The 17,700-nt window shown below is 73.8% G+C and carries 15 protein-coding genes; 3 read left to right on the top strand and 12 right to left on the bottom strand.

Annotated elements, in window-relative coordinates; genetic code table 11:
* Nucleotides 1–12: 12 nt before the first annotated feature.
* Nucleotides 13–1,245 (bottom strand): MFS transporter, encoded by a 1,233-nt coding sequence (locus E1211_RS10765; RefSeq protein ID WP_132347997.1) that lies wholly within the window; start codon nt 1,243–1,245, stop codon nt 13–15.
* A gap of 54 nt (nt 1,246–1,299) precedes the next feature.
* Here E1211_RS10765 and E1211_RS10760 point away from each other — a divergent pair, with 54 nt between their 5' ends.
* A complete protein-coding gene (locus tag E1211_RS10760; protein WP_132347995.1) occupies nt 1,300–1,773 on the top strand; it encodes a MarR family winged helix-turn-helix transcriptional regulator in 474 nt (157 codons plus the stop codon).
* Nucleotides 1,774–1,846: 73 nt separating this feature from the next.
* Here the strand turns inward: E1211_RS10760 and mctP are convergent, their stop codons facing one another.
* The 9 genes from mctP to E1211_RS10720 all read right to left on the bottom strand — a co-directional run bounded on the left by mctP (nt 1,847) and on the right by E1211_RS10720 (nt 11,417).
* A complete protein-coding gene (gene mctP, locus E1211_RS10755; protein ID WP_132347993.1) occupies nt 1,847–3,496 on the bottom strand; it encodes a monocarboxylate uptake permease MctP in 1,650 nt (549 codons plus the stop codon).
* Nucleotides 3,496–3,738 carry a DUF3311 domain-containing protein gene (locus E1211_RS10750; protein ID WP_132347991.1) on the bottom strand — a complete coding sequence of 81 codons (243 nt, stop codon included), beginning with the start codon at nt 3,736–3,738 and terminating at the stop codon, nt 3,496–3,498. The genes mctP and E1211_RS10750 overlap by 1 nt, the downstream gene beginning before the upstream one ends.
* Before the next feature lie 218 nt (nt 3,739–3,956).
* Complete coding sequence (locus tag E1211_RS10745; RefSeq protein ID WP_132347989.1) at nt 3,957–6,413, bottom strand: M14 family zinc carboxypeptidase; 2,457 nt, start codon at nt 6,411–6,413, stop codon at nt 3,957–3,959.
* Nucleotides 6,414–6,527: 114 nt separating this feature from the next.
* Entirely contained in the window at nt 6,528–6,608 is an 81-nt protein-coding gene (locus tag E1211_RS33890) for a putative leader peptide (protein ID WP_355149468.1), read from the bottom strand.
* Nucleotides 6,609–6,691: 83 nt separating this feature from the next.
* On the bottom strand, nt 6,692–7,912 hold the full coding sequence (locus E1211_RS10740) for a bifunctional RNase H/acid phosphatase (protein ID WP_132347987.1): 1,221 nt from the start codon (nt 7,910–7,912) through the stop codon (nt 6,692–6,694).
* A 5-nt stretch (nt 7,913–7,917) separates the two neighbouring features.
* Nucleotides 7,918–8,655 (bottom strand): zinc ribbon domain-containing protein, encoded by a 738-nt coding sequence (locus E1211_RS10735; RefSeq protein WP_132347985.1) that lies wholly within the window; start codon nt 8,653–8,655, stop codon nt 7,918–7,920.
* A complete protein-coding gene (locus tag E1211_RS10730; RefSeq protein ID WP_207915329.1) occupies nt 8,645–9,481 on the bottom strand; it encodes a Nif3-like dinuclear metal center hexameric protein in 837 nt (278 codons plus the stop codon). Before E1211_RS10730 ends, E1211_RS10735 begins: the two co-directional genes overlap by 11 nt.
* 117 nt (nt 9,482–9,598) lie before the next feature.
* Nucleotides 9,599–10,171 (bottom strand): flavoprotein, encoded by a 573-nt coding sequence (locus E1211_RS10725; RefSeq protein WP_132347981.1) that lies wholly within the window; start codon nt 10,169–10,171, stop codon nt 9,599–9,601.
* 16 nt (nt 10,172–10,187) lie between these two features.
* Nucleotides 10,188–11,417 (bottom strand): helix-turn-helix domain-containing protein, encoded by a 1,230-nt coding sequence (locus E1211_RS10720; protein ID WP_132347979.1) that lies wholly within the window; start codon nt 11,415–11,417, stop codon nt 10,188–10,190.
* Between the two features lie 246 nt (nt 11,418–11,663).
* Between E1211_RS10720 and E1211_RS10715 the strand changes: the two genes are divergently transcribed.
* The gene (locus E1211_RS10715) at nt 11,664–12,335 is read left to right on the top strand and encodes a bifunctional DNA primase/polymerase (RefSeq protein WP_132347977.1); all 672 of its coding nucleotides are present in this window, start codon (nt 11,664–11,666) and stop codon (nt 12,333–12,335) included.
* Nucleotides 12,336–13,271: 936 nt separating this feature from the next.
* On the top strand, nt 13,272–13,529 hold the full coding sequence (locus E1211_RS10710; protein ID WP_120678484.1) for a DUF3040 domain-containing protein: 258 nt from the start codon (nt 13,272–13,274) through the stop codon (nt 13,527–13,529).
* A 104-nt stretch (nt 13,530–13,633) separates the two neighbouring features.
* Here E1211_RS10710 and E1211_RS10705 read toward each other — a convergent pair whose 3' ends face one another.
* Together E1211_RS10705 and E1211_RS10700 are read right to left on the bottom strand one after the other, a co-directional pair.
* On the bottom strand, nt 13,634–14,527 hold the full coding sequence (locus tag E1211_RS10705; RefSeq protein ID WP_132347975.1) for an SWIM zinc finger family protein: 894 nt from the start codon (nt 14,525–14,527) through the stop codon (nt 13,634–13,636).
* Nucleotides 14,524–17,613: a DEAD/DEAH box helicase gene (locus tag E1211_RS10700; protein WP_132347973.1), complete on the bottom strand. Its 3,090-nt coding sequence runs from the start codon at nt 17,611–17,613 to the stop codon at nt 14,524–14,526. The genes E1211_RS10705 and E1211_RS10700 overlap by 4 nt, the downstream gene beginning before the upstream one ends.
* Nucleotides 17,614–17,700 lie beyond the last annotated feature (87 nt).

Below are 17,700 nucleotides of genomic sequence, written 5' to 3'. Positions count from 1 at the left end.
ACGGTGGGTCGGTCAGTACGCCTCGCCGACCGGCTCCTCCGGGGCGCCCTCGGCGCCGGCGGCGGCCCGGTTCCAGCGGGACCAGAGCACCCGCTCGCCGTAACCGGCGGCCATCAGGTGGGCGGTGGCGAGGTAGACCAGTACGCCGACGGCGAGCACCACGAAGCCGACCCAGTAGGGCAGGCCGAGCGAGTGCTCGGCGAGCTTGCCGGAGATGATCGGCGCGGGCGCGGCGGCACCCCAGCGGACCAGGTTGAACGCCCCGGTGGCCACCCGGCGATCGGGCGAGCCGAGGCCGAGGGCCAGGTCGGTGAGGTTGGCGTTGGCCAGCCCCATGCAGAGTCCGGAGAGGACCAGCACGACCAGGGACTCGGCGGTGCCGGTCGAGGTGGCGAAGAGCGCCATGCAGGCGAGCAGCCCGACGATGGCGACGCCGATGGTCTGCACCGCGCCGATCCGGTGGGCGAGCCGGTGCCCGATCACCAGGATGCCGGCGGCCAGGCCGAGGCCCCAGCCGGTGAAGGCCAGCCCGAGTGGTACGACGTCGAGGCCGAGGAAGAGCGGCGTGTAGCCGAGGACCACGAAGAAGACGAAGTTGTACGCCGCGGTGATCAGGCAGAGCGCGATGAACGCGGGCCGCCGGTAGGTGCCGAAGATCTGCCCGACCCGGACGGGCGCCTGCCGGTTGGCCGGCTCGCGCAGCTTGCGGGCGGCCACCGCGAGGGCGAGCACCATGAAGACGCCGCAGACGAAGAAGGGCAGCCGCCAGCTGATCTTGCCGAGCAGGCCACCGATCAGGGGCCCGACCGCGAAGCCGAGGCCGAGGGCGGTCTCGAAGAGCCCGACGACCCACTCCCGGTCGACGGCCAGGTTGACCAGCACCACCATGGCGGTGGCGAAGAACATCGCGTTGCCCAGGCCCCAGGCGCCGCGCAGCACGCTCAGCTGGACGATGTTGTCGCTGACCGAGGCGAGGATCGCGGCGATCCCGACGACGGAGACACCGGCGATCAGCACCGGTTTGAAGCCGAAGCGACCGCTGGCCAGGGTCGCCGGGATCATGCCCACCGCCATGACCGCGATGTACGCGGTGAAGAGCAGTTCGACCTGCCAGGCGGTGACCCCGATCGCCTCTCCGATGGCCGGCAGGATCGGGTCCACCACGGCGATGCCGGCGATCGCGAGGAAGGCCACCAGTGTGGTGGCGTAGATGGCACTGCGGTTCGGTTCGGCGCGCCGATCCACTCCGCCCTCCCAGATAGCTGTATCTTACAGTTACTTATCCTGTATCATACAGCTATGAATGCGGACCACTCCACGGGCGTCGACGGCGACGAGGTCACCCTCGGCCGGATCGAGACCGAGGTGGCGATGTTGATGCGACTCGGCGAGGCCACCCGGCGGCGCACCGGCGCGGAGCACCGGGTGCTCGACCGCGCGGCGTACGTCATCCTGCGGCACCTGGCCGACGCCGGGCCGCAGAACGTCTCGGCGCTCGCCGCCCGGCTCAACCTGGACGGCTCGACGGTGACCCGGCAGGTCTCGGCCATGCAGCGCGACGGCCTGATCGTCCGGGAGCCCGACCCGCGTGACGGGCGGGGCATGGTGGTCTCAGCCACCCCCACCGGACTGCAGCGGATGGCGGCGGTGCAGGCGGCCCGCACCCGGCTCTACGGCGACATCCTGGCCGGCTGGGCGCCGGAGGACCGGGACACCCTCGCCGACATGCTGCACCGGCTCAACGGGGCCCTGGAACGCCGCCCCCACCGCTGACCCGGGCCCAGGCCGCCGCAGCGAACGCAGTCGGGGCTCCTGCCGACGTCGAGCGCCGGCAGGAGCCCCGCCTTCATGCGACCGGTTCGGGGGCGGCGTCCGCGTCGGCGCGGGGTCCGGGAGTGACCCGGGGGTCGCCCTCGTCGGCGAAGTAGTCGTCCTGCGCGGTGCCGTCGACGCCCTCGGCCACCTTGGCCGCCCGCAGCGCCAGCGTCACCAGGGCCGCGACCAGCAGGTTGACCAGCACGGCGACGATCCCGACGTAGATGGTCTTCTGCGTGTCGAAGCCGAACTTCTCCAGCGGGAACGCCGAGCCCGCGAAGTGCTTCCGGGTCGGGCTGGAGATCTGGTAGAGCATCCACATGCCGAGGCCCATGCCGGCCACCCAGCCCGCGACCAGCCCGGCGCGGTGGAACCAGCGGGTGTAGATGCCCAGCGCCACCGCCGGCAGCGTCTGCAGGATGATCACGCCGCCGATGAGCTGGAGGTCGATGGAGAACTGCGGGTCGAGGAAGACGATGCAGGCCACCGCGCCGATCTTGACCACCAGCGAGGTGATCTTCGAGACGTTCGCCTCCTGCGCGGCGGTCGCGTCCCGCCGCAGGTACTCCTTGTAGATGTTGCGGGTGAAGAGGTTCGCCGCCGCGATCGACATGATCGCGGCCGGCACCAGCGCGCCGATGCCGATGGCCGCGTACGCGATGCCGGTGAACCAGCTCGGGAACTGCTGGTCGAAGAGGAGCGGCACGATCGTGTTGTTGTCCACCGTGCCCTCCGACGCCCCGGGCAGCGGCTTCACGTCGGCCGCGATGGCCATGTAGCCGAGCAGCGCGATCAGACCGAGCAGCAGGCTGTACGCGGGCAACGCGGACATGTTCCGCTTGATGACGTCCCGGTTCCGGCTGGCCAGCACGCCGGTGAGGCTGTGCGGGTAGAGGAAGAGCGCGAGCGCCGAACCGAACGCCAACGTCACGTACTGGAGCTGGTTGTTGGCGTTGAGCAGCACGCCGTCACCGGGAGCGGGTGACGCGTCGAACTTCGCGTCCGCGGCGGCGAAGATGTCGCCCCAACCGCCGAGCTTGTACGGCAGGTAGAAGATCGCGACCAGGATCACGATGTAGATCAGCGAGTCCTTGACGAACGCGATCAGCGCCGGCGCGCGCAGCCCCGACTGGTAGGTGTAGGCGGCCAGGATGGCGAAGGCCACGATGATCGGCAGGTGCCGGGCGATGGTGCTCTCCCCCGTCACGCCCATGGCCTTGAGCACCGCCTCGATGCCGACCAGCTGCAACGCGATGTACGGCATGGTGGCCACGATGCCGGTGATCGCGATGACCAGCGCCAGCACCGGCGAGTCGAACCGGCTGCGGACGAAGTCGGCCGGGGTGACGAAGCCGTGCCGGTGCGAGACCGACCAGAGGCGGACCAGCACCAGGAACACCAACGGGTAGATCACGATGGTGTACGGCACGGCGAAGAAGCCCATCGCGCCGGCCCCGAAGACCAGCGCGGGCACCGCGACGAAGGTGTACGCGGTGTAGAGGTCACCACCGACGAGGAACCAGGTGATCCAGCCGCCGAAGTTCCGTCCGCCCAGCCCCCACTCGTCGAGGTGGGCCATGTCCTTCGGCGCGCGCCACCGGGCGGCCACGAAACCCATGCCGCTGACCAGCAGGAAGAGCAGGGTGAAGATGATGATCTCGGTGAGGTGGTCGCGCCACATCAGCGATCACCCCGCTTCTTGGTGAGCTGGTAGACCAGTGTGGTGGTGGTCACGCCGAGGATGATGTAGGCGAGCTGGAGCCAGTAGAAGCGCGGGAAGCCGAAGAGGCGCGGCGAGTCCCCGTTGAAGAACGCCGGGACCAGCGGCACCACGATCGGGATGAAGAGCAACCAGTTCCAGGGGCTTTTGTCCTTCGCCCTGGCCGACGCCGTCGGTGGCGCCTCCGGGTCCGGTGCAGCCATGTGACAGACCTCCGGGAAGTCGTAGCACGCGTTGTAACGGCCGGAGGCTACGGCGGTGTGACTGCCGTCACGTGACCCGCCCGGGCGGTGCTGCGCCGAACGGCGGGCGGGCTGCGCCGAACGGTTCGCCGCCGTTCCCGGTGGACTGTCGCGCGGAGACGGACGGGCCCGGGCGCCTTCCGGCACCCGGGCCCGTCCCCCGGCTCACCTTGTGACGGTCACCGCCGCGCGGCCCAGAGCAGGGCACGACCGAGCTGCGCCTGAAGACCCTTGGGGTGCAGGCGGAACGTCGGATCGGTGCCGAAGAGCACCACCGGGTTGCCGCCGGAGGAGACCCCCCGGACGATGCTGGCCCGGTCGGCCGCCGCGAACTGGCCGCCGGCGCCCCCGGTCGCCCACCAACCGGAGAGCAGCGGGTCCGCGGCGTACGACTGCTCGACCGTCACGCCGGCACCCAGGTCGGTGAACCAGACCGGCTGGCTGATGAACGAGTGGTCGGCCGCACCGGAGCTGACCGGGCCACCGGCGTTGACCACGTTCGCCACGCCGCTGGCCAGGCTCGGGCCGGCGGTCGCGGTCACCGTGAGCAGACCGGCCGCGTTGCTGAAGCCCGCCCCGGGCGTACCCACGCCGACGACGCCGCCGCCCCGGGCGAGGAAGGCGTCCAGCGCCGCCCGGTTCTCCGCCGACAGGTTCGCCAGGTTGACGTTGCTCGCCACGACCAGGACGTCGACATCCGCGGTGAGGGTCGTGCCCAGCGTGCTCGCGGTCAGCGTGCGGGCCGCGAAACCGAGCTCGGCCAGGGTGTCCCGCTCCTCGACCGTGCCGAGGTAGCCGACCACGACCTCGTCCAGCCGGGTGCCCTGCCAGCGCTTCGGCGCCGGCTGGAAGGTCACGCCGTGAGCGCGGACCTCGGCCCGGGCCAGCCTCCGGTTCGCCGGCGTGCCGGGTACGACCACCGACCCGTCGGCGAGGCGGTGCACCGCGACCCCCCTGCCCAGCAGCGAGTTGACCACGAGCAGGTCGGCCGCGTCGCGCAGGTCGAGGCGCAGGTCCCCGTTGCCGGGCGGGAGGTACCCCTCGGCCACCCCGTCGTACGTCCGCTCCAACCGCACGTCGGGCAGCTCGTCCCAGAGGGTGTCCACCGTGGCGCCCCAGGTCAGCCCCTGACTCCAGGCGGCCGGACCGGCGTAGAGGTCGTCCACCCGATCGGTGATGTCGGCGCCCGGCTCCAGCAGCGAGTTGACCAGGCCCCGCTTGGGCTGGTGCAGGTCGATCACGTACGAGCCCGCCGCGTAGCGCCGGCCGTCCGCGGTGAACGACTTCTTCGCCCGCCACACCTGGCCGCCGCTGCCGATCAGCAGGTCGACGAGGCGGGCCGCGGCCGGCTCGGAGCGCTGGCCGGTACCGCTGGGGATGACGTACGCGCGGGGGAAGGTGGTGCGGTAGTCGTCCTCGGGGCCCCAGCCGGGCACGTACCCGTCCGGGATGTCGCGCAGCGGCTCACCGGCCCAGCCACGCCGGTAGACCTCCGCCTGGTCGTGCAGCACCTCCGCCCGGTGCTCCTGGATGTAGCGCAGCGACGTCCGGATCGCCACCTCGTGGACGTCCGTGTTGATGCGCGAGCGGCGTACCCGCTCCTCCGGGGTGAGGTCGCTGCCGCGCGGGTTCAGCGGCGCCTCGATGGTGTACGGGATGCTGCTCTGCAACATCGCGAACGACGGCACGTAGATCGGCGGGAAGTCGTCCCACACGCCCGGCTCGTCGTCGCGGAACGGGATACGGGCCCGCTGGGTCTCGGCGTACCCGAGGTCACGCAGGCCCTGCTCGATCGCGAGCGCGTTCGGCAGGCCGTGCTTGATGTACAGGTCGTACTCGTTGTTCACGTTGTGCGGCGGGGTGCTGGGGTGCAGCAGCGTGGGGTTGACGTAGCCGTGCAGGTCGAGCGTGATGATCGGCTTGGTGTCGACGATCAGCTCGCGGATCAGGTTCGTCTCCGGCTGCGACACGATCGTGAGATCGCGGTTCAGGTCGTACCCGGCGGAGTTGGCCCGGGTGCCGGCCACCCGGCCGTCCGGATTGGAGGTGATGTTGAAGACCAGCCGGTTGCGCTCCAGCAGCCGCGTCACCTCGGGGCTGGTCGCGGTGGCCAGCTCCTCGATCACCCGCAGCGCCGCGTCGGTGCCCTCCCACTCGTTGCCGTGGATGTTGGCGTTGACGAAGAGCGGGGTCTTGTAGCCGGCGAGCAGTGCCCGGTCCCGCTGGGCGCGGGCCGGCTCGTCCTCGATGCGACGCTTCCAGATCTCCTGCTGCCGGGCCTCGGCTCGGCTCTCCGGCGCGGTCACCGTGACCGCGTAGAGGTCGTAGCCGCCGGCGGAGCGCCCGGCCACCCGGGCGGAGACCCGGCGGCTGGTGGACTGGAGGGCGTTGAGCTTCGGCGCGATGTCGTCGTACGCGATGACGCCGATCGGGATGGAGGCGTCCGCCGGGTTGTCGGGCCAGACCGGCAGGACGTTCTGCTGGGGATAGCCCCGGATGTCGGAGAGGTCGGGGGCGACCGGTGGCACCGCCGGCAGCGCCGACGCGGCGGCCGGGGCGGTCAACGCCGCCGTCGAGAGGAGCGCGGTGGTCACCGCGGTGACGGCGAGCCGGGGAAGGAGTCTACGGACCGACAAGGACAGATCTCCTGTCGTGCGGAGGGGGTGCGCGCAGGCGGACGCAGCGCAGGGCCGGAGACCTGCGGAGTCGGGATGTCGCCAGCAGCGTGCGAGGAAGGGTGGAACCCGGCGTCAGAGGGAGCGTCGACAGGCGGCGCTGGCGACGCGCAGGAGGTCGATGTGACCCCGCTTCGTCAGGTGAACGCTTCGCACGTAAGAGATCTTCGATGGCTCACGCCGCGCTGTCAACAGGTGCACGGAACGTGCGCTGTGGCGCGGGACACCACCCGTCGCGTTCAGGCGATCGCGCTCAGGTGGGCGGTCTCGTTGACCGACCGGACCGCGACGCCGCCGTCCGGCCACAGGTCCACCACGGAGATGCCGGCCGCGTCGAGGTAGAGCCGGTGCAGGAAGGCGTCGCCGGCCGCGAGGGCGTCGCGCAGCATCAGCTTGATCGGCGAGACGTGCGAGACCACCACCACGGTCTCCCGGGGGTACGCCTCGCGCAGCGCGGCCACCGCCCGGCCGGCCCGCTCGGCGACCTGGACGAAGGACTCCCCGTCCGGCGGCGCGACGGCGGTCGAGGCGAGCCAGGCGTCCAGCTCCCCCGGCCAACCCGCGCGCACCTCGGCGAAGGTCCGCCCCTCCCAGGCGCCGAAGTCACACTCGATGAGGTCGTCCTCGCGGCGCACAGGCACGCCGCCGAGCGCCTCGGCGATGGCCCCGGCCGTCGCCGTGCACCGGGACAGCGGTGAGCTGACCACGGCCACCGCGCCCGGGGCCAGCGCGGCCACCCGGGCCGCCGTGGCCCGGATCTGCTCGCGCCCCCGCGCCGAGAGCGCGACGTCGCCGCGACCGGAGTAGCGGCCCTGCTCGGTGTACTCGGTCTCGCCGTGCCGCACCAGCACCAGCCGGGTCGCGGTGAAGCTCGGTCGCGGCTCCCACGAGGCGGGCGCGGTGCTCGCGTCGCCGCCGGTGGCCCGCGCGTCGGCGGCGCTGGCGGCCACCTCGGCCGCCCGCTCCCGCAGCGCCGGATCGGGGCCCGCCACCTCGCGCGGCGGCTCGACGATCCGGGGCGGCTCGACCGCCGGCCGGGCCGGTAGACCGGCGGCGGCGTCCATCGCCGCGTTGGCCAGGGCGTCGGCGTGCCGGTTACGCTCCCGCGGCACCCAGCTGAACCGGACCGCGGCGAACCGGGCCACCAGCTCGGCGGCCTGCGCGGCGAGCGGGCGCAGCCCCGGATTCTTGATCTGCCAGCGGCCGCACATCTGCTCGACCACGAGCTTCGAGTCCATCCGGGCGTCGACCTCGGTGGCACCCAGCTCGGCGGCGGCCTCCAGTCCGGCGATCAGACCGCGGTACTCGGCCACGTTGTTGGTGGCCACCCCGATCGACTCGGACCGCTCGGCGAGCACCTCACCGCTCTGCGGGTCGCGGACCACCGCGCCGTAGCCGGCCGGGCCGGGGTTGCCCCGGGACCCGCCGTCGGCCTCGATCAGTACCACCCGTCCGGTCATGGCCGTTACAGCCCCGACTCGTTGGTACGCACCATGATCCGCCGGCACTCCTCGCAGCGGACCACGTCGTCCGGGGCCGCCTTGCGGATGCGCGCCAGGTCGGCGCCGGAGAGCTCCAGCCGGCAGCCGCCGCAGCGCCCGGCGGTGAGCAGCGCGGCGCCGAGGCCGGTGTCCTCGCGGATGCGGTCGTAGAGCGTGACCAGGTCGTTCGGGAGGTCGTCCGCGAGCGGCTGGCGGGCGCCGCGCTTGAACTCCTCCTCCTTGGCGATCTCGGCGAGGCTCTCGTCGCGGCGCTGCTCGGTCGCCGCCCGCTTCTCCCGGGCTCCGGCCAGCCGCTGCTCGACACCGTCGAGGACGCCCTGGGCGGTCTCCCGCTGCTCCATCAGCTCGAGCTCGGAGTCCTCCAGGTCGCTCTGGCGCCGGTTCAACGACACCAGCTCGTGCTGGAGCGCCTCCAGTTCCCGGGCCGGTCCGCTGCCGGCGGCGAGCCGCGCCTCGTCCTTCTCCTTGCGGGCCCGGACCTGCTCGACGTCCTTCTCCACCCGGGCGATGTCCCGGTCCAGGTCGTCGACGGCCACCTGGGCACGTACCCGCTCGTCCTCCAGCGCGGAGAGCTCCCGGGCCAGCGCCTCCAACTCGGCCCGCTCGGGCAGCGCGCGGCGGCGGTGGGCGAGCTGGGCGAGGGCGGTGTCGATCGCCTGGAGATCGAGCAGGCGGCGTTGGACCTTCGGGTCAGCCTTCACGGTCGGGGCTCCTATCGTCCACGGCGGGGGTGGAAGCATGCACGGTCCACGGGTCGGTGTCCAGGTCGGACACCAGCGTCTCGACGCCCGTCGTCTCCCGCAGGAGCGTCGCCAGGTCGTCGAGCCAGGGTCGCTCGGTCGCCCAGTGGGCGGCGTCGAGCAGGGCGGCCCCGTCGGCGGCGAGGTGCTCGCCGGCCGGGTGGTGTCGCAGGTCGGCGGTGAGGAGGGCGTCCGCCCCGGCCGCGGTCGCGTCGCCGAGGAAGGCGTCACCGGACCCACCGCTGACCGCGAGCGTACGCACCGTCCGGCCCGGGTCGCCAGCCGCGCGTACGCCCCAGGCGGTGGCGGGGAGCACGGCGGCGGCGTGCCGGGTCAGCTCGGCGAGGGTCATCGGGCTGGGCAGCTCACCCACCCGGCCGAACCCCCGGCCCGGCCCGTACGCGGGCGAGCCGGGCGCGGCCGGGCGGAGCGGACGCAGATCGGTGAGCCCGAACCGGGCGGCGAGGGCGTCGGAGACCCCGGGGGCGGCCACGTCGGCGTTCGTGTGCGCCACGTAGAGCGCCACCCCGGCCCGGATCAGCTGGTGGACGATCCGCCCCTTGTACGTCGTCGGCGCTACCGACGAGACTCCGCGCAGCAGCAACGGATGGTGCGCGACGATCATGTCGACGTCCGCGTCGAGCGCCTCGGCGACCGTCTCCGGGACCACGTCCACCACGCAGAGCACCCGACGAACGGGGGCGGACGGCTCACCGAGCACCAGACCGACCCGGTCCCACTCCTCGGCCCAGACCGGCGGGTAGCGCCGCTCGAGCTCGGCGACCACGTCGGTCACCGTCGGCCCTGTTCCGGTTGTGCTCACGGCGGGCCAGCTTACCGGCGCGGGCCGTGCCCGGACGCCTCCCCCGCCGGACCGGGTCGGCAGCGCTACCTCACCGTCGGCTCAGACCACCGGGCAGAGCCGGCCGCGCAGCGCGGTGAGCCCGACCTCCCACGGGAAGGCGTGCAGGTGCCGCTCCCCCGTGCCGGGCGCGTGCAGCGGGAAGACGTCGTCGCCGAAGAGCACTGTCACGCCCCACTCGTCCAGCCGGGCGAGACCGGCCCGGAACGCCGGGTGGGCGGCCATCGCCGCGTTGGTGAACGGTACGGCCACGATCGGCTTGCCGAGGCCCTGCGCCTCCACCAGCAGCCCCAGCGCGAGGGTGTCGGTGATCCCGGCCGCCCACTTGTTGACCGTGTTGACCGTCGCCGGGCAGACGATCATGGCGTCGGCGGGCGGCAGCAGGTCCGGGTCGCTGGGCTGCTTGTAGTGGGTACGGACCGGATGTCCGGTCTGCCGGGCCAGGGCGGGCCGGTCGATGAACTTCGCGCCGTCCGGCGTGGTGATCACACAGACGTCCCAGCCGTCCTGCTGGGCGAGGCTCACCAGCCGGCCGACGTTCCGGGCGAGCGGCGAACCGCAGACGATGACGTAGAGCACCTCACGGCGCTCGTTGGCGAGTTGGGGGCCGGTCATCAGGCCGACTCCGCGCTCATACTCCTACTCCCATGTGCTCAGCCAACTCCGCAATCGGAGAAGGCGGCGCACCACGTGTGCGACGGAGGATGTCGGACATCACCTCGTGCGCGATCGGCCGGCAGCGGATCTCCGACGGCGCGAGCCGATCCCCGCACAGCAGCATCTCGCCGGCGTTGGCGACGTCGCCCATCTGGGCGTAGCCGCGGGCGATGTCGAGCAGGTGGTGTGCCCGCCGCTCGGGCAGCAGCGCGTTGAACGGCGGCTCCTTGATGCGCAGCTGGTGCACCTCCACGGCCCGGCCCCCGTCGCCCAACTCGACGGCGGCGGCGGCCCGGTGCAGCTCGAGGTTGGTCGGGCCGAACGACGTCCAGTAGTGGTTCTGGTCGCTGCCGAGCAGGAGCGCCGCCTCCTCGGCGCCGCTGATCAGGTCGCCGACGGTGGCCGAGTCGCCGATCCGGGCGGCCGCCATCGCCCCCTGGAGCAGGAGCAGGCCGTAGACGCTGAGCCGCTCCGGGGAGGCGTCGTTGGCGCCGCCCGGCGCGAGCCGGTTGGCGATGGTGACGTTCAGCTCCAGCGCCGGGCGGGGGCGCCCCATGGCGACCAGGGCGTTGCAGACCCGGGTGGTGGCGATGCCGGCCAGCAGCTGGTCGTCGGCCCGTTGGGCGACCGCCATCGAGCGGTCGGCGGCGAGCCAGGCCAGGTCGCACTCGCCGAGCTTGCGCAGCACCGAGGAGGCGATCTGGTAGACCTGCCCGAGCAGGTGGGCCGCCTCGCGCCCGTCGTCGCCGCTGAAGCCGGCGTCCGCCGCCTGGGCGTCGCGCAGCAGCTTCGGCAGGGCGCGGGTGAGCATCCCGTAGCGGCCGTACTGGTAGGTGAGCCAGGCGTGGTTGACGGCCTTGCGCATGTCGGCCAGCGGCGGCGGGTACGGCGCGGCGTCGAAGTAGGCGCTCATCGAGTCGTACCGTTCGAGGGCCGCCCGGATCTCCTCGACCTCGACCTGGTCGATGCAGTTGAGCGCGTCGGTGCGCCGCTCCGGATCCTTGCCGAGCAGCAGCTGCACGTCGACCTGGAGGATGTCGGCGATCTCGTACAGGACGGAGAACTTGTCGAGCCGGCGGACGCCGCGTTCGACCTTGTCCACCCAGCTCTTCGACTTGCCCAACCGGTCGGCGAAGACCTGCTGGGACATCTTGCGCCGCCCTCGCCAGTAGGCCACCCGACGACCTATGGGTAGTTCCTCCATCTCCCATCCCTCCCCTGTCCGGCGTGCTCGCCGCTTGGTGCCGGGCGGCGGAGGCGCGGGGGGCGTTCCGCCTTTTTCAGGTTTTCCCTGGTCGCACAACCTGTGCGTCAGCCGTACAGCCAGTCCTCGTAGTTTTCGTGCAAGTTGCATCAGCCGTTCGTCAACTCAACGATCGCGGGTTACGACAGTGACGGCGCTCGACGTAACAAGCGAAGCCCGTCGGGCCCGACGAGAGGAGTGGCACAGATGTGGGGGAACGTCGGCCCGCGGGTCGCGCAACTGTCGCCTCTGGAGCGGGTCCGGCTGCGCCGGGTCGCGGTGCGCTACGCCGTCCACGGCTGGGAGGTGACGCCCGGGGCGTGCCTGGCCCGCAGTCGCTTCGTCTGTGGACGCGCCGGCTGCCCCACGGTCGGCTGCCACCCCGCGCTGGAGAACTGGGAGCACGCGGCGAGCGCGGACCCGGCCCGGGTGGCGACCTGGTGGCGTACCCGGCCGCACGGCGTCCTGCTGCCCACCGGCCGCGCGTTCGACGTGCTCGAGGTCCCCGCCCACCTCGGCCGGCTGGTGCTGGACACGCTCGAGACCCACCCGGCGGGCACCGGCGTCCGCGGGCCGGTGCTGGTCACCCCGACCGGACGCTGGATGTTCCTGGTACGCCCGGGCGACCCGCTCCGGCCGGAACTCGAACACTGCTTCCACGTGGTGCGGCACGGGACGGGCTCGTGGATCCCGGCGCCGCCGACCCGGCTGCCCGAGGGCGCCGTACGCTGGGCCGTCGCGCCCGAGCAGGTCCGCTGGCAGCTGCCCGACTCCTACCTCGTGCAGAACACCCTGATCGACGCCCTCCGGGCGACCGGCATCACGCTCACCTCCGACCTGATCCCCGGCCACCTGCCCCTTCCCCGACGCGGCATGTGACCCGCCGGGGCGAGACGGCGATCGGGGCGAGACGGCAGGAGCGGGAAGGTCTTCGACCGGCTCGGGACGGCGCCGTGCGTGAGGTCGTACCGGTCCCGGGTCGGAAAGAGGGCAGCGTCGTGGGGCACCCGGCCTCGTTGAGCAGGGCGACGGCGCGGACCCGCGCCGGGAGCGGGGGAATGATGTCCACCGACAACACCGCGCCGCACACCGGCGGCAGCGAGCCGCCGCACCGCAGCCGCCCGCGACGCCGCTGGGCCGGCACCCGACCGGCGGGTTCCCGTCCCGGTCGTCCCCGGCCGATGGGCTCCCGCCCGGCCGGCACCCACCGCCCCCTCCGCTGACCCGGGCGGCGTTCCGACCCGCCGCCGGGTTCACCTCGTCGCGGCGGCGACCCGGTACGGACCGGCGGGGCGGCGCGGCCGCGCCGAGCCGCACCACCTCCACTGTGGAGTGACGGGCCAGCACGTCGGCGGTGACCGTCCGCTGCGACTGCGTCCCACCGGATCGGACCGATCAGTCGGGCGTGCCGCCACAGGGGCGCGCACGACCCGGAGGTGTCAGCGCGCCGTCCCCGGCCGTGCCCGCTCGCCCCGAACCGTCCGGCCCCGCCCGTTGATGCCGGATCGTCCGCATCCGCCCCTGCGGGGCGCGCTGCCGCCAGCGCACCGAACGTCGCCGGAAGCCGCCGCTCGCCCGCGTGAGCGCGCCCGTCGCCTCATGTCGCAGCCGCCCCGCCCGGCACGCCCCACTTCCGGCTCCCCGGAGGTGCGGCGAGGGGTGACCGGCGCGCGTGTGGCACGTCCGAGCGGGGCGCGTACCACGAGCGAGCGGTGAAGGCGGGCCGGCGGCAAAAGGACCGGCAGGGGGCGGCGTGAGCCGTCGCCGCAGCGGGTATGCCGCCGAACCGCTGAACCGTGAGGGGAAGGCACCGCCATGCTCAGCAAAGAGGATCAGCGCAGGTTCGAACAGATCACCCGGCAGCTCCGCGAGAGCGACCCGGCGTTCTTCGCCCGGCTCGACAACCGGGCACGCGGTCGTCGCGGTCGCTACCTGCTGCTGTTGACCATCGTGCTGTGGGCCGCGCTGCCGGCGATGACCGTACTCGCCGGGCGGATGGCCGGCGCCATCTGCGCAGTGGTACTGGTGGCCAACGCGGTGCTCATGTGGCGCTTCCGCCGCCGCTGGCTATGACCGTCCGCGCCGGCCGGCCCGGGTTCCGGACGAGACCGGGACCACGGGCAGGCCGGCGCGGACGGTCCATGCCTGTCGTCCACTCCCGACTCCGTCCGGGCAGGTCAGCCGCCGAAGGCGCGGTAGGCCCGCCGGAGACGCTCCAGCAGGCCCGGCCCGCCGATGGCGGGTGCCGGCGGACCCAGCTGCCGCAGCAGCAGGTCCGGTCCGGTGGCGAGGGTCGGCGGGCGGTCGGGTAGGGGCACCGGCGGTGACCAGAAGCGGTCGACCGCCTCGGCCAGGGGCGACGGCGGCAGGGTGGCCAGTGCCCGCGCGGCCCCGGCCGGCGGGGCGTCCACAGGCTCCCCGTCGACGATCTCGTCCACTACGGACAGGGTCGGCGCCGCCGCACCGGTGGTGGACGCCCGCAGCGCCCGGAGCCGGTCGAGCAACTCGCTGCGGCCGCGGCCACGCCAGTGCAGCAGCTCGAACGGGTCCGCGTCGAACGCCTCGGCGAGCAGGTAGAACGTGGCCGCGAGGTGCTTGCACGGCACGGCGAAGTCCGGGCAGGTGCAGCTCTGGTCCAGCTCGTCGATCCCGGCCGGGAAGAGTGGGGCGCCCGCCGTGGCGAAGAGCTCCTCCAACTCGGACGGCAGGTCGCCGGCGAGCAGCCGGGCGCTGAAGAACGCCTGGGCGGCCAGCTCCGCCGCCAGCCGGTCCCAGAGCTCGGCCGGGAACGCCGACAGCCCGATGTGGACGTCGTACGGGCGGGGGCGGGAGCCCTGCACCACGGCGCGCACCACGCCGGGGGCGATGTCCAGGCGGACCACCTGCCCGGCCCGCGCGTACGACCGGCCACGGGTGAGCCGGGTGCCGAGGGCGAAGGACTCCAGCACCTCCAGGAACCGGCGCGACCACCAGGAGCGGCCGATCGCGCCACGGGTGCTCCGCGCCCGCAGGCCGCCCTCCACCCGACGGGGGCGGCCGTAGTCGGCGAAGCGCGAACTGCTCTCGCTCACTCCACCACCGCCCCGGCCTCCAGCGCGAAGAGCTCCCGCAGCTGCGTCGTCGACAGCTCGGTGACCCACTGCTCGCCGGCACCGACGACCCGGGCCGCGAGGCTGCGCTTGTCGGCGATCAGCGCCGCGACCTTCTCCTCCACCGTGCCGGCGCAGACGAACTTGCGTACCTGCACCCGGCGTCGCTGACCGATCCGGAACGCCCGGTCGGTGGCCTGGTCCTCGACCGCCGGATTCCACCAGCGGTCGACGTGCACGACGTGGTTCGCCGCGGTCAGGGTGAGCCCGGTGCCGCCCGCCTTCAGCGACAGCACGAAGATCGCCGGGCCGTCCGGGGACTGGAACCGGGTGACCATGGCGTCGCGGTCGGCCTTGCCGACGCCGCCGTGCAGGAAGAGCACCTCCCGGCCGAAGCGGGCGGAGAGGTGGCCGCGCAGCATGCCGCCGAACTCGGCGTACTGGGTGAAGAGGAGCGCCTTCTCGCCGGCCGCGAGCACCTCGTCGAGGATCTCCTCCAGCCGGGCCAGCTTGCCGGAGCGGCCGTCCAGCGGCGAACCGTCGCGCAGCAGCTGGGCGGGGTGGTTGCAGACCTGCTTGAGCCGGGTCATGGTGGCGAGCACCAGTCCGCGCCGCTCGATGCCCTCACTGGACTCGATCTTGGCGAGCATGTCGTCGACCACCGCCCGGTAGAGCGAGGCCTGCTCGGCCGTGAGGTTGCAGACCACCTCCATCTCCAGCTTCTCCGGCAGGTCCGAGATGATCGACGAGTCGGTCTTGAGCCGGCGCAGCACGAACGGGCCGGTGATCCGGCGCAACCGCTCGGCGGCCTCGGCGTCGCCGTGCCGTTCGATCGGCTCGGCGTACCGCTTCTTGAACGTGGCCGCCGGCCCGAGCAGCCCGGGGTTGACGAACTGCATGATCGACCAGAGGTCGGCGAGGCGGTTCTCCACAGGCGTACCCGTGACGGCCACCCGTTGCCGCGCGGGCAGCGCACGGACCGCCTCGGCCTGCCGGGTGGCCGCGTTCTTGATGGCCTGCGCCTCGTCCACCACCACCCGGTGCCAGTCGATGCCGGCGAGCGCCACCGCGTCGCGGGCCGCCACCGAGTAGGTGGTCAGCACGAGGTCCGCGCGCTGCACGGCCTCGGTGAACTCCGCGCCCCGCGCTCGCTCGGCGCCGTGGTGCACGTGTACGCGCAGCTCCGGCGCGAACCGGGCCGCCTCCCGCTGCCAGTTGCCGACCAGCGACATCGGGCAGACGAGCAGCGTCGGCCCGGCCTCCGGCGGGTCGCCGGCGAGCAGTGCGAGCAGCTGCACCGTCTTGCCCAGCCCCATGTCGTCGGCGAGCACGCCGCCCAGGCCGAGCGACTGGAGGAAGGCCAGCCAGGCGAGGCCACGGCGCTGGTACGGGCGCAGCACGCCGCGGAACGAGGCGGGCGGATCCAGCGGGGTGAGCCGCCGCTCCACGGAGCCGGCTAGCAGGTCGCCGAGGGCACCGTCGGCGGTCACCTCCAGCACCGGCAACGCCGCCTCGTCGTCCCCGGCGGTGAGGCCGAGACGCAGCAGGTCCGCGACGGTCAGTTCACCGGACGAGCGGAGCAGGCGCAGCCCGGCGGCGAGCCGCTTCGGGTCCAGCTCGACCCAGCGGCCACGCAGCCGCACGAGTGGGGTCTTCAGCGACGCCAGCGCCGCCAGCTCGTCGGCGGTGAGCGGCTGGTCGCCGAGGGCCACCTCCCACCGGTAGTCGACCAGGGCGTCCAGCCCGACCCCGCCGCCGGTGCTGGCGACCGTGCCCGGGGCGGCGCGGCCCCGGGCGCGCAGGCGGGCGCCGAGCCGCGCCGAGGGGCGCCGCCACCAGGAGGGCAGCAGCACCCCGAACCCGGCGGCGTGCAGCACCGGGGCACCCTCGCGCAGAAACCGGTGCGCGCCCTCGACGTCCAGCTCCAGCACCTCCGGCGCGGCCGTACGCAGCGCCCCGTCCAGCTCGGGCCAGAGCCGGCCGGCCCGACCCAGCTCGGCGAGGAGCGTCTCCTGCACGTTGCCGGTCCGGCCGGCGAGGGCGGCCACCGCGGCCGGGTCCCGCCACACCTGGCCGGCGTCGACGTGCAGGCTCGGCTCGTCCGCGGCCTGGAGCCCGAACTCCAGCCGCCACCGGCCGTCGGCGACGGGACCGGTCACGTCGGCGGTGTCCGGGCCGGGAACGGTCACCAGCACCGGCTCGGTGACCTCGTCCGGGGCGGGCTCGACCAGCCGGAAGCTGGCCCGGACCCGGCCGCCCGCCGCGTCCCGCTGCCACGCGGCCAGCTCGGCCCGGAGGGTGGCCAGCGCGGCCGGGTCGGCGGTGAACTCCCGCTGCGGGCCGGCGAGCGCGGCCAGCCAGGCCGGCAGCGGGCCGCCGGGGCGCATCCCGCGCGCCAGCGCGGTCTCCGCGAGCGCGGCCCGGGCGGCGGCGTCGGCGAGCGCGTCCAGGGCGTCCGCGACCAGCTCGCCCGGGGGGCGGTCGGGGTCGCCGGCGCGGGCGGCCGGCGGCAGGGCGAGCGCGAGGGAGCGCGCCCACCCGGCGTCGGCGCCGGTGAGCAGCGGTCGCCACAGCGCCCGCGCCGGGCTCCCGCCGGTCACGCCGGGCAGGACCCGGCCGCGGGCCACCAGGTCGACGGCGAAGTCGGCCAGCTCGGCGAGGTGGCGCAGGGTCGCCCCGGGCACCACCGGCAGCTCGTCCAGGGCGCGCAGCAGGGGCAGCGCGGCGTCCGTGGCGTACCGCAGGACGGGGACCCGCCAGCCGGTGAGGGTGACCCGCCCGCGCGGCGGGTCCACGACGGCGGGCCGGACCAGCTCCGGCGATTCGACGGGTACGCCGCCCCGGGCCGGCAGGGTGAGCAGCGCCGAGCCGAGCCCGGTCGGCTCCGCGACCTCGGCGAGCGCGGCGGCCAGCGCCGGATGGTCGGCGGCGAACGGGTGGGGGCGTTCCCGGGGTGGCCGGCCCGGGCGGCGCGCCGCCTCGGGTGGCAGCCCGCTCTCCTCGCCCCAGACGGCGAGCACCGGCTCGCCGGGTGCACCGGGCAGCCACAACCCGTGGATGACCAGCACGTGCTCCCCCTCGTCGACGCCCGGGCCCAGGATAGGCGGCCCGGGTCGCCGTGGCGTCGCCACCGGGCCCGGCCCGTGGTGGCCGAC

The sequence above is a fragment of the Micromonospora sp. 15K316 genome (genome assembly GCF_004348525.1).
GTDB lineage: Bacteria > Actinomycetota > Actinomycetes > Mycobacteriales > Micromonosporaceae > Micromonospora.
This window is presented reverse-complemented; position numbering and strand designations above follow the sequence as displayed.

Coding starts and splice junctions, on each gene's coding strand:
- E1211_RS10760 (WP_132347995.1), top strand. CDS start 1,300: ATGAATGCGGACCACTCCACGGGCGTCGACGGCGACGAGGTCACCCTC.
- mctP (WP_132347993.1), bottom strand. CDS start 3,496: ATGTGGCGCGACCACCTCACCGAGATCATCATCTTCACCCTGCTCTTC.
- E1211_RS10750 (WP_132347991.1), bottom strand. CDS start 3,738: ATGGCTGCACCGGACCCGGAGGCGCCACCGACGGCGTCGGCCAGGGCG.
- E1211_RS10740 (WP_132347987.1), bottom strand. CDS start 7,912: ATGACCGGACGGGTGGTACTGATCGAGGCCGACGGCGGGTCCCGGGGC.
- E1211_RS10725 (WP_132347981.1), bottom strand. CDS start 10,171: ATGACCGGCCCCCAACTCGCCAACGAGCGCCGTGAGGTGCTCTACGTC.
- E1211_RS10720 (WP_132347979.1), bottom strand. CDS start 11,417: ATGGAGGAACTACCCATAGGTCGTCGGGTGGCCTACTGGCGAGGGCGG.
- E1211_RS10715 (WP_132347977.1), top strand. CDS start 11,664: ATGTGGGGGAACGTCGGCCCGCGGGTCGCGCAACTGTCGCCTCTGGAG.
- E1211_RS10710 (WP_120678484.1), top strand. CDS start 13,272: ATGCTCAGCAAAGAGGATCAGCGCAGGTTCGAACAGATCACCCGGCAG.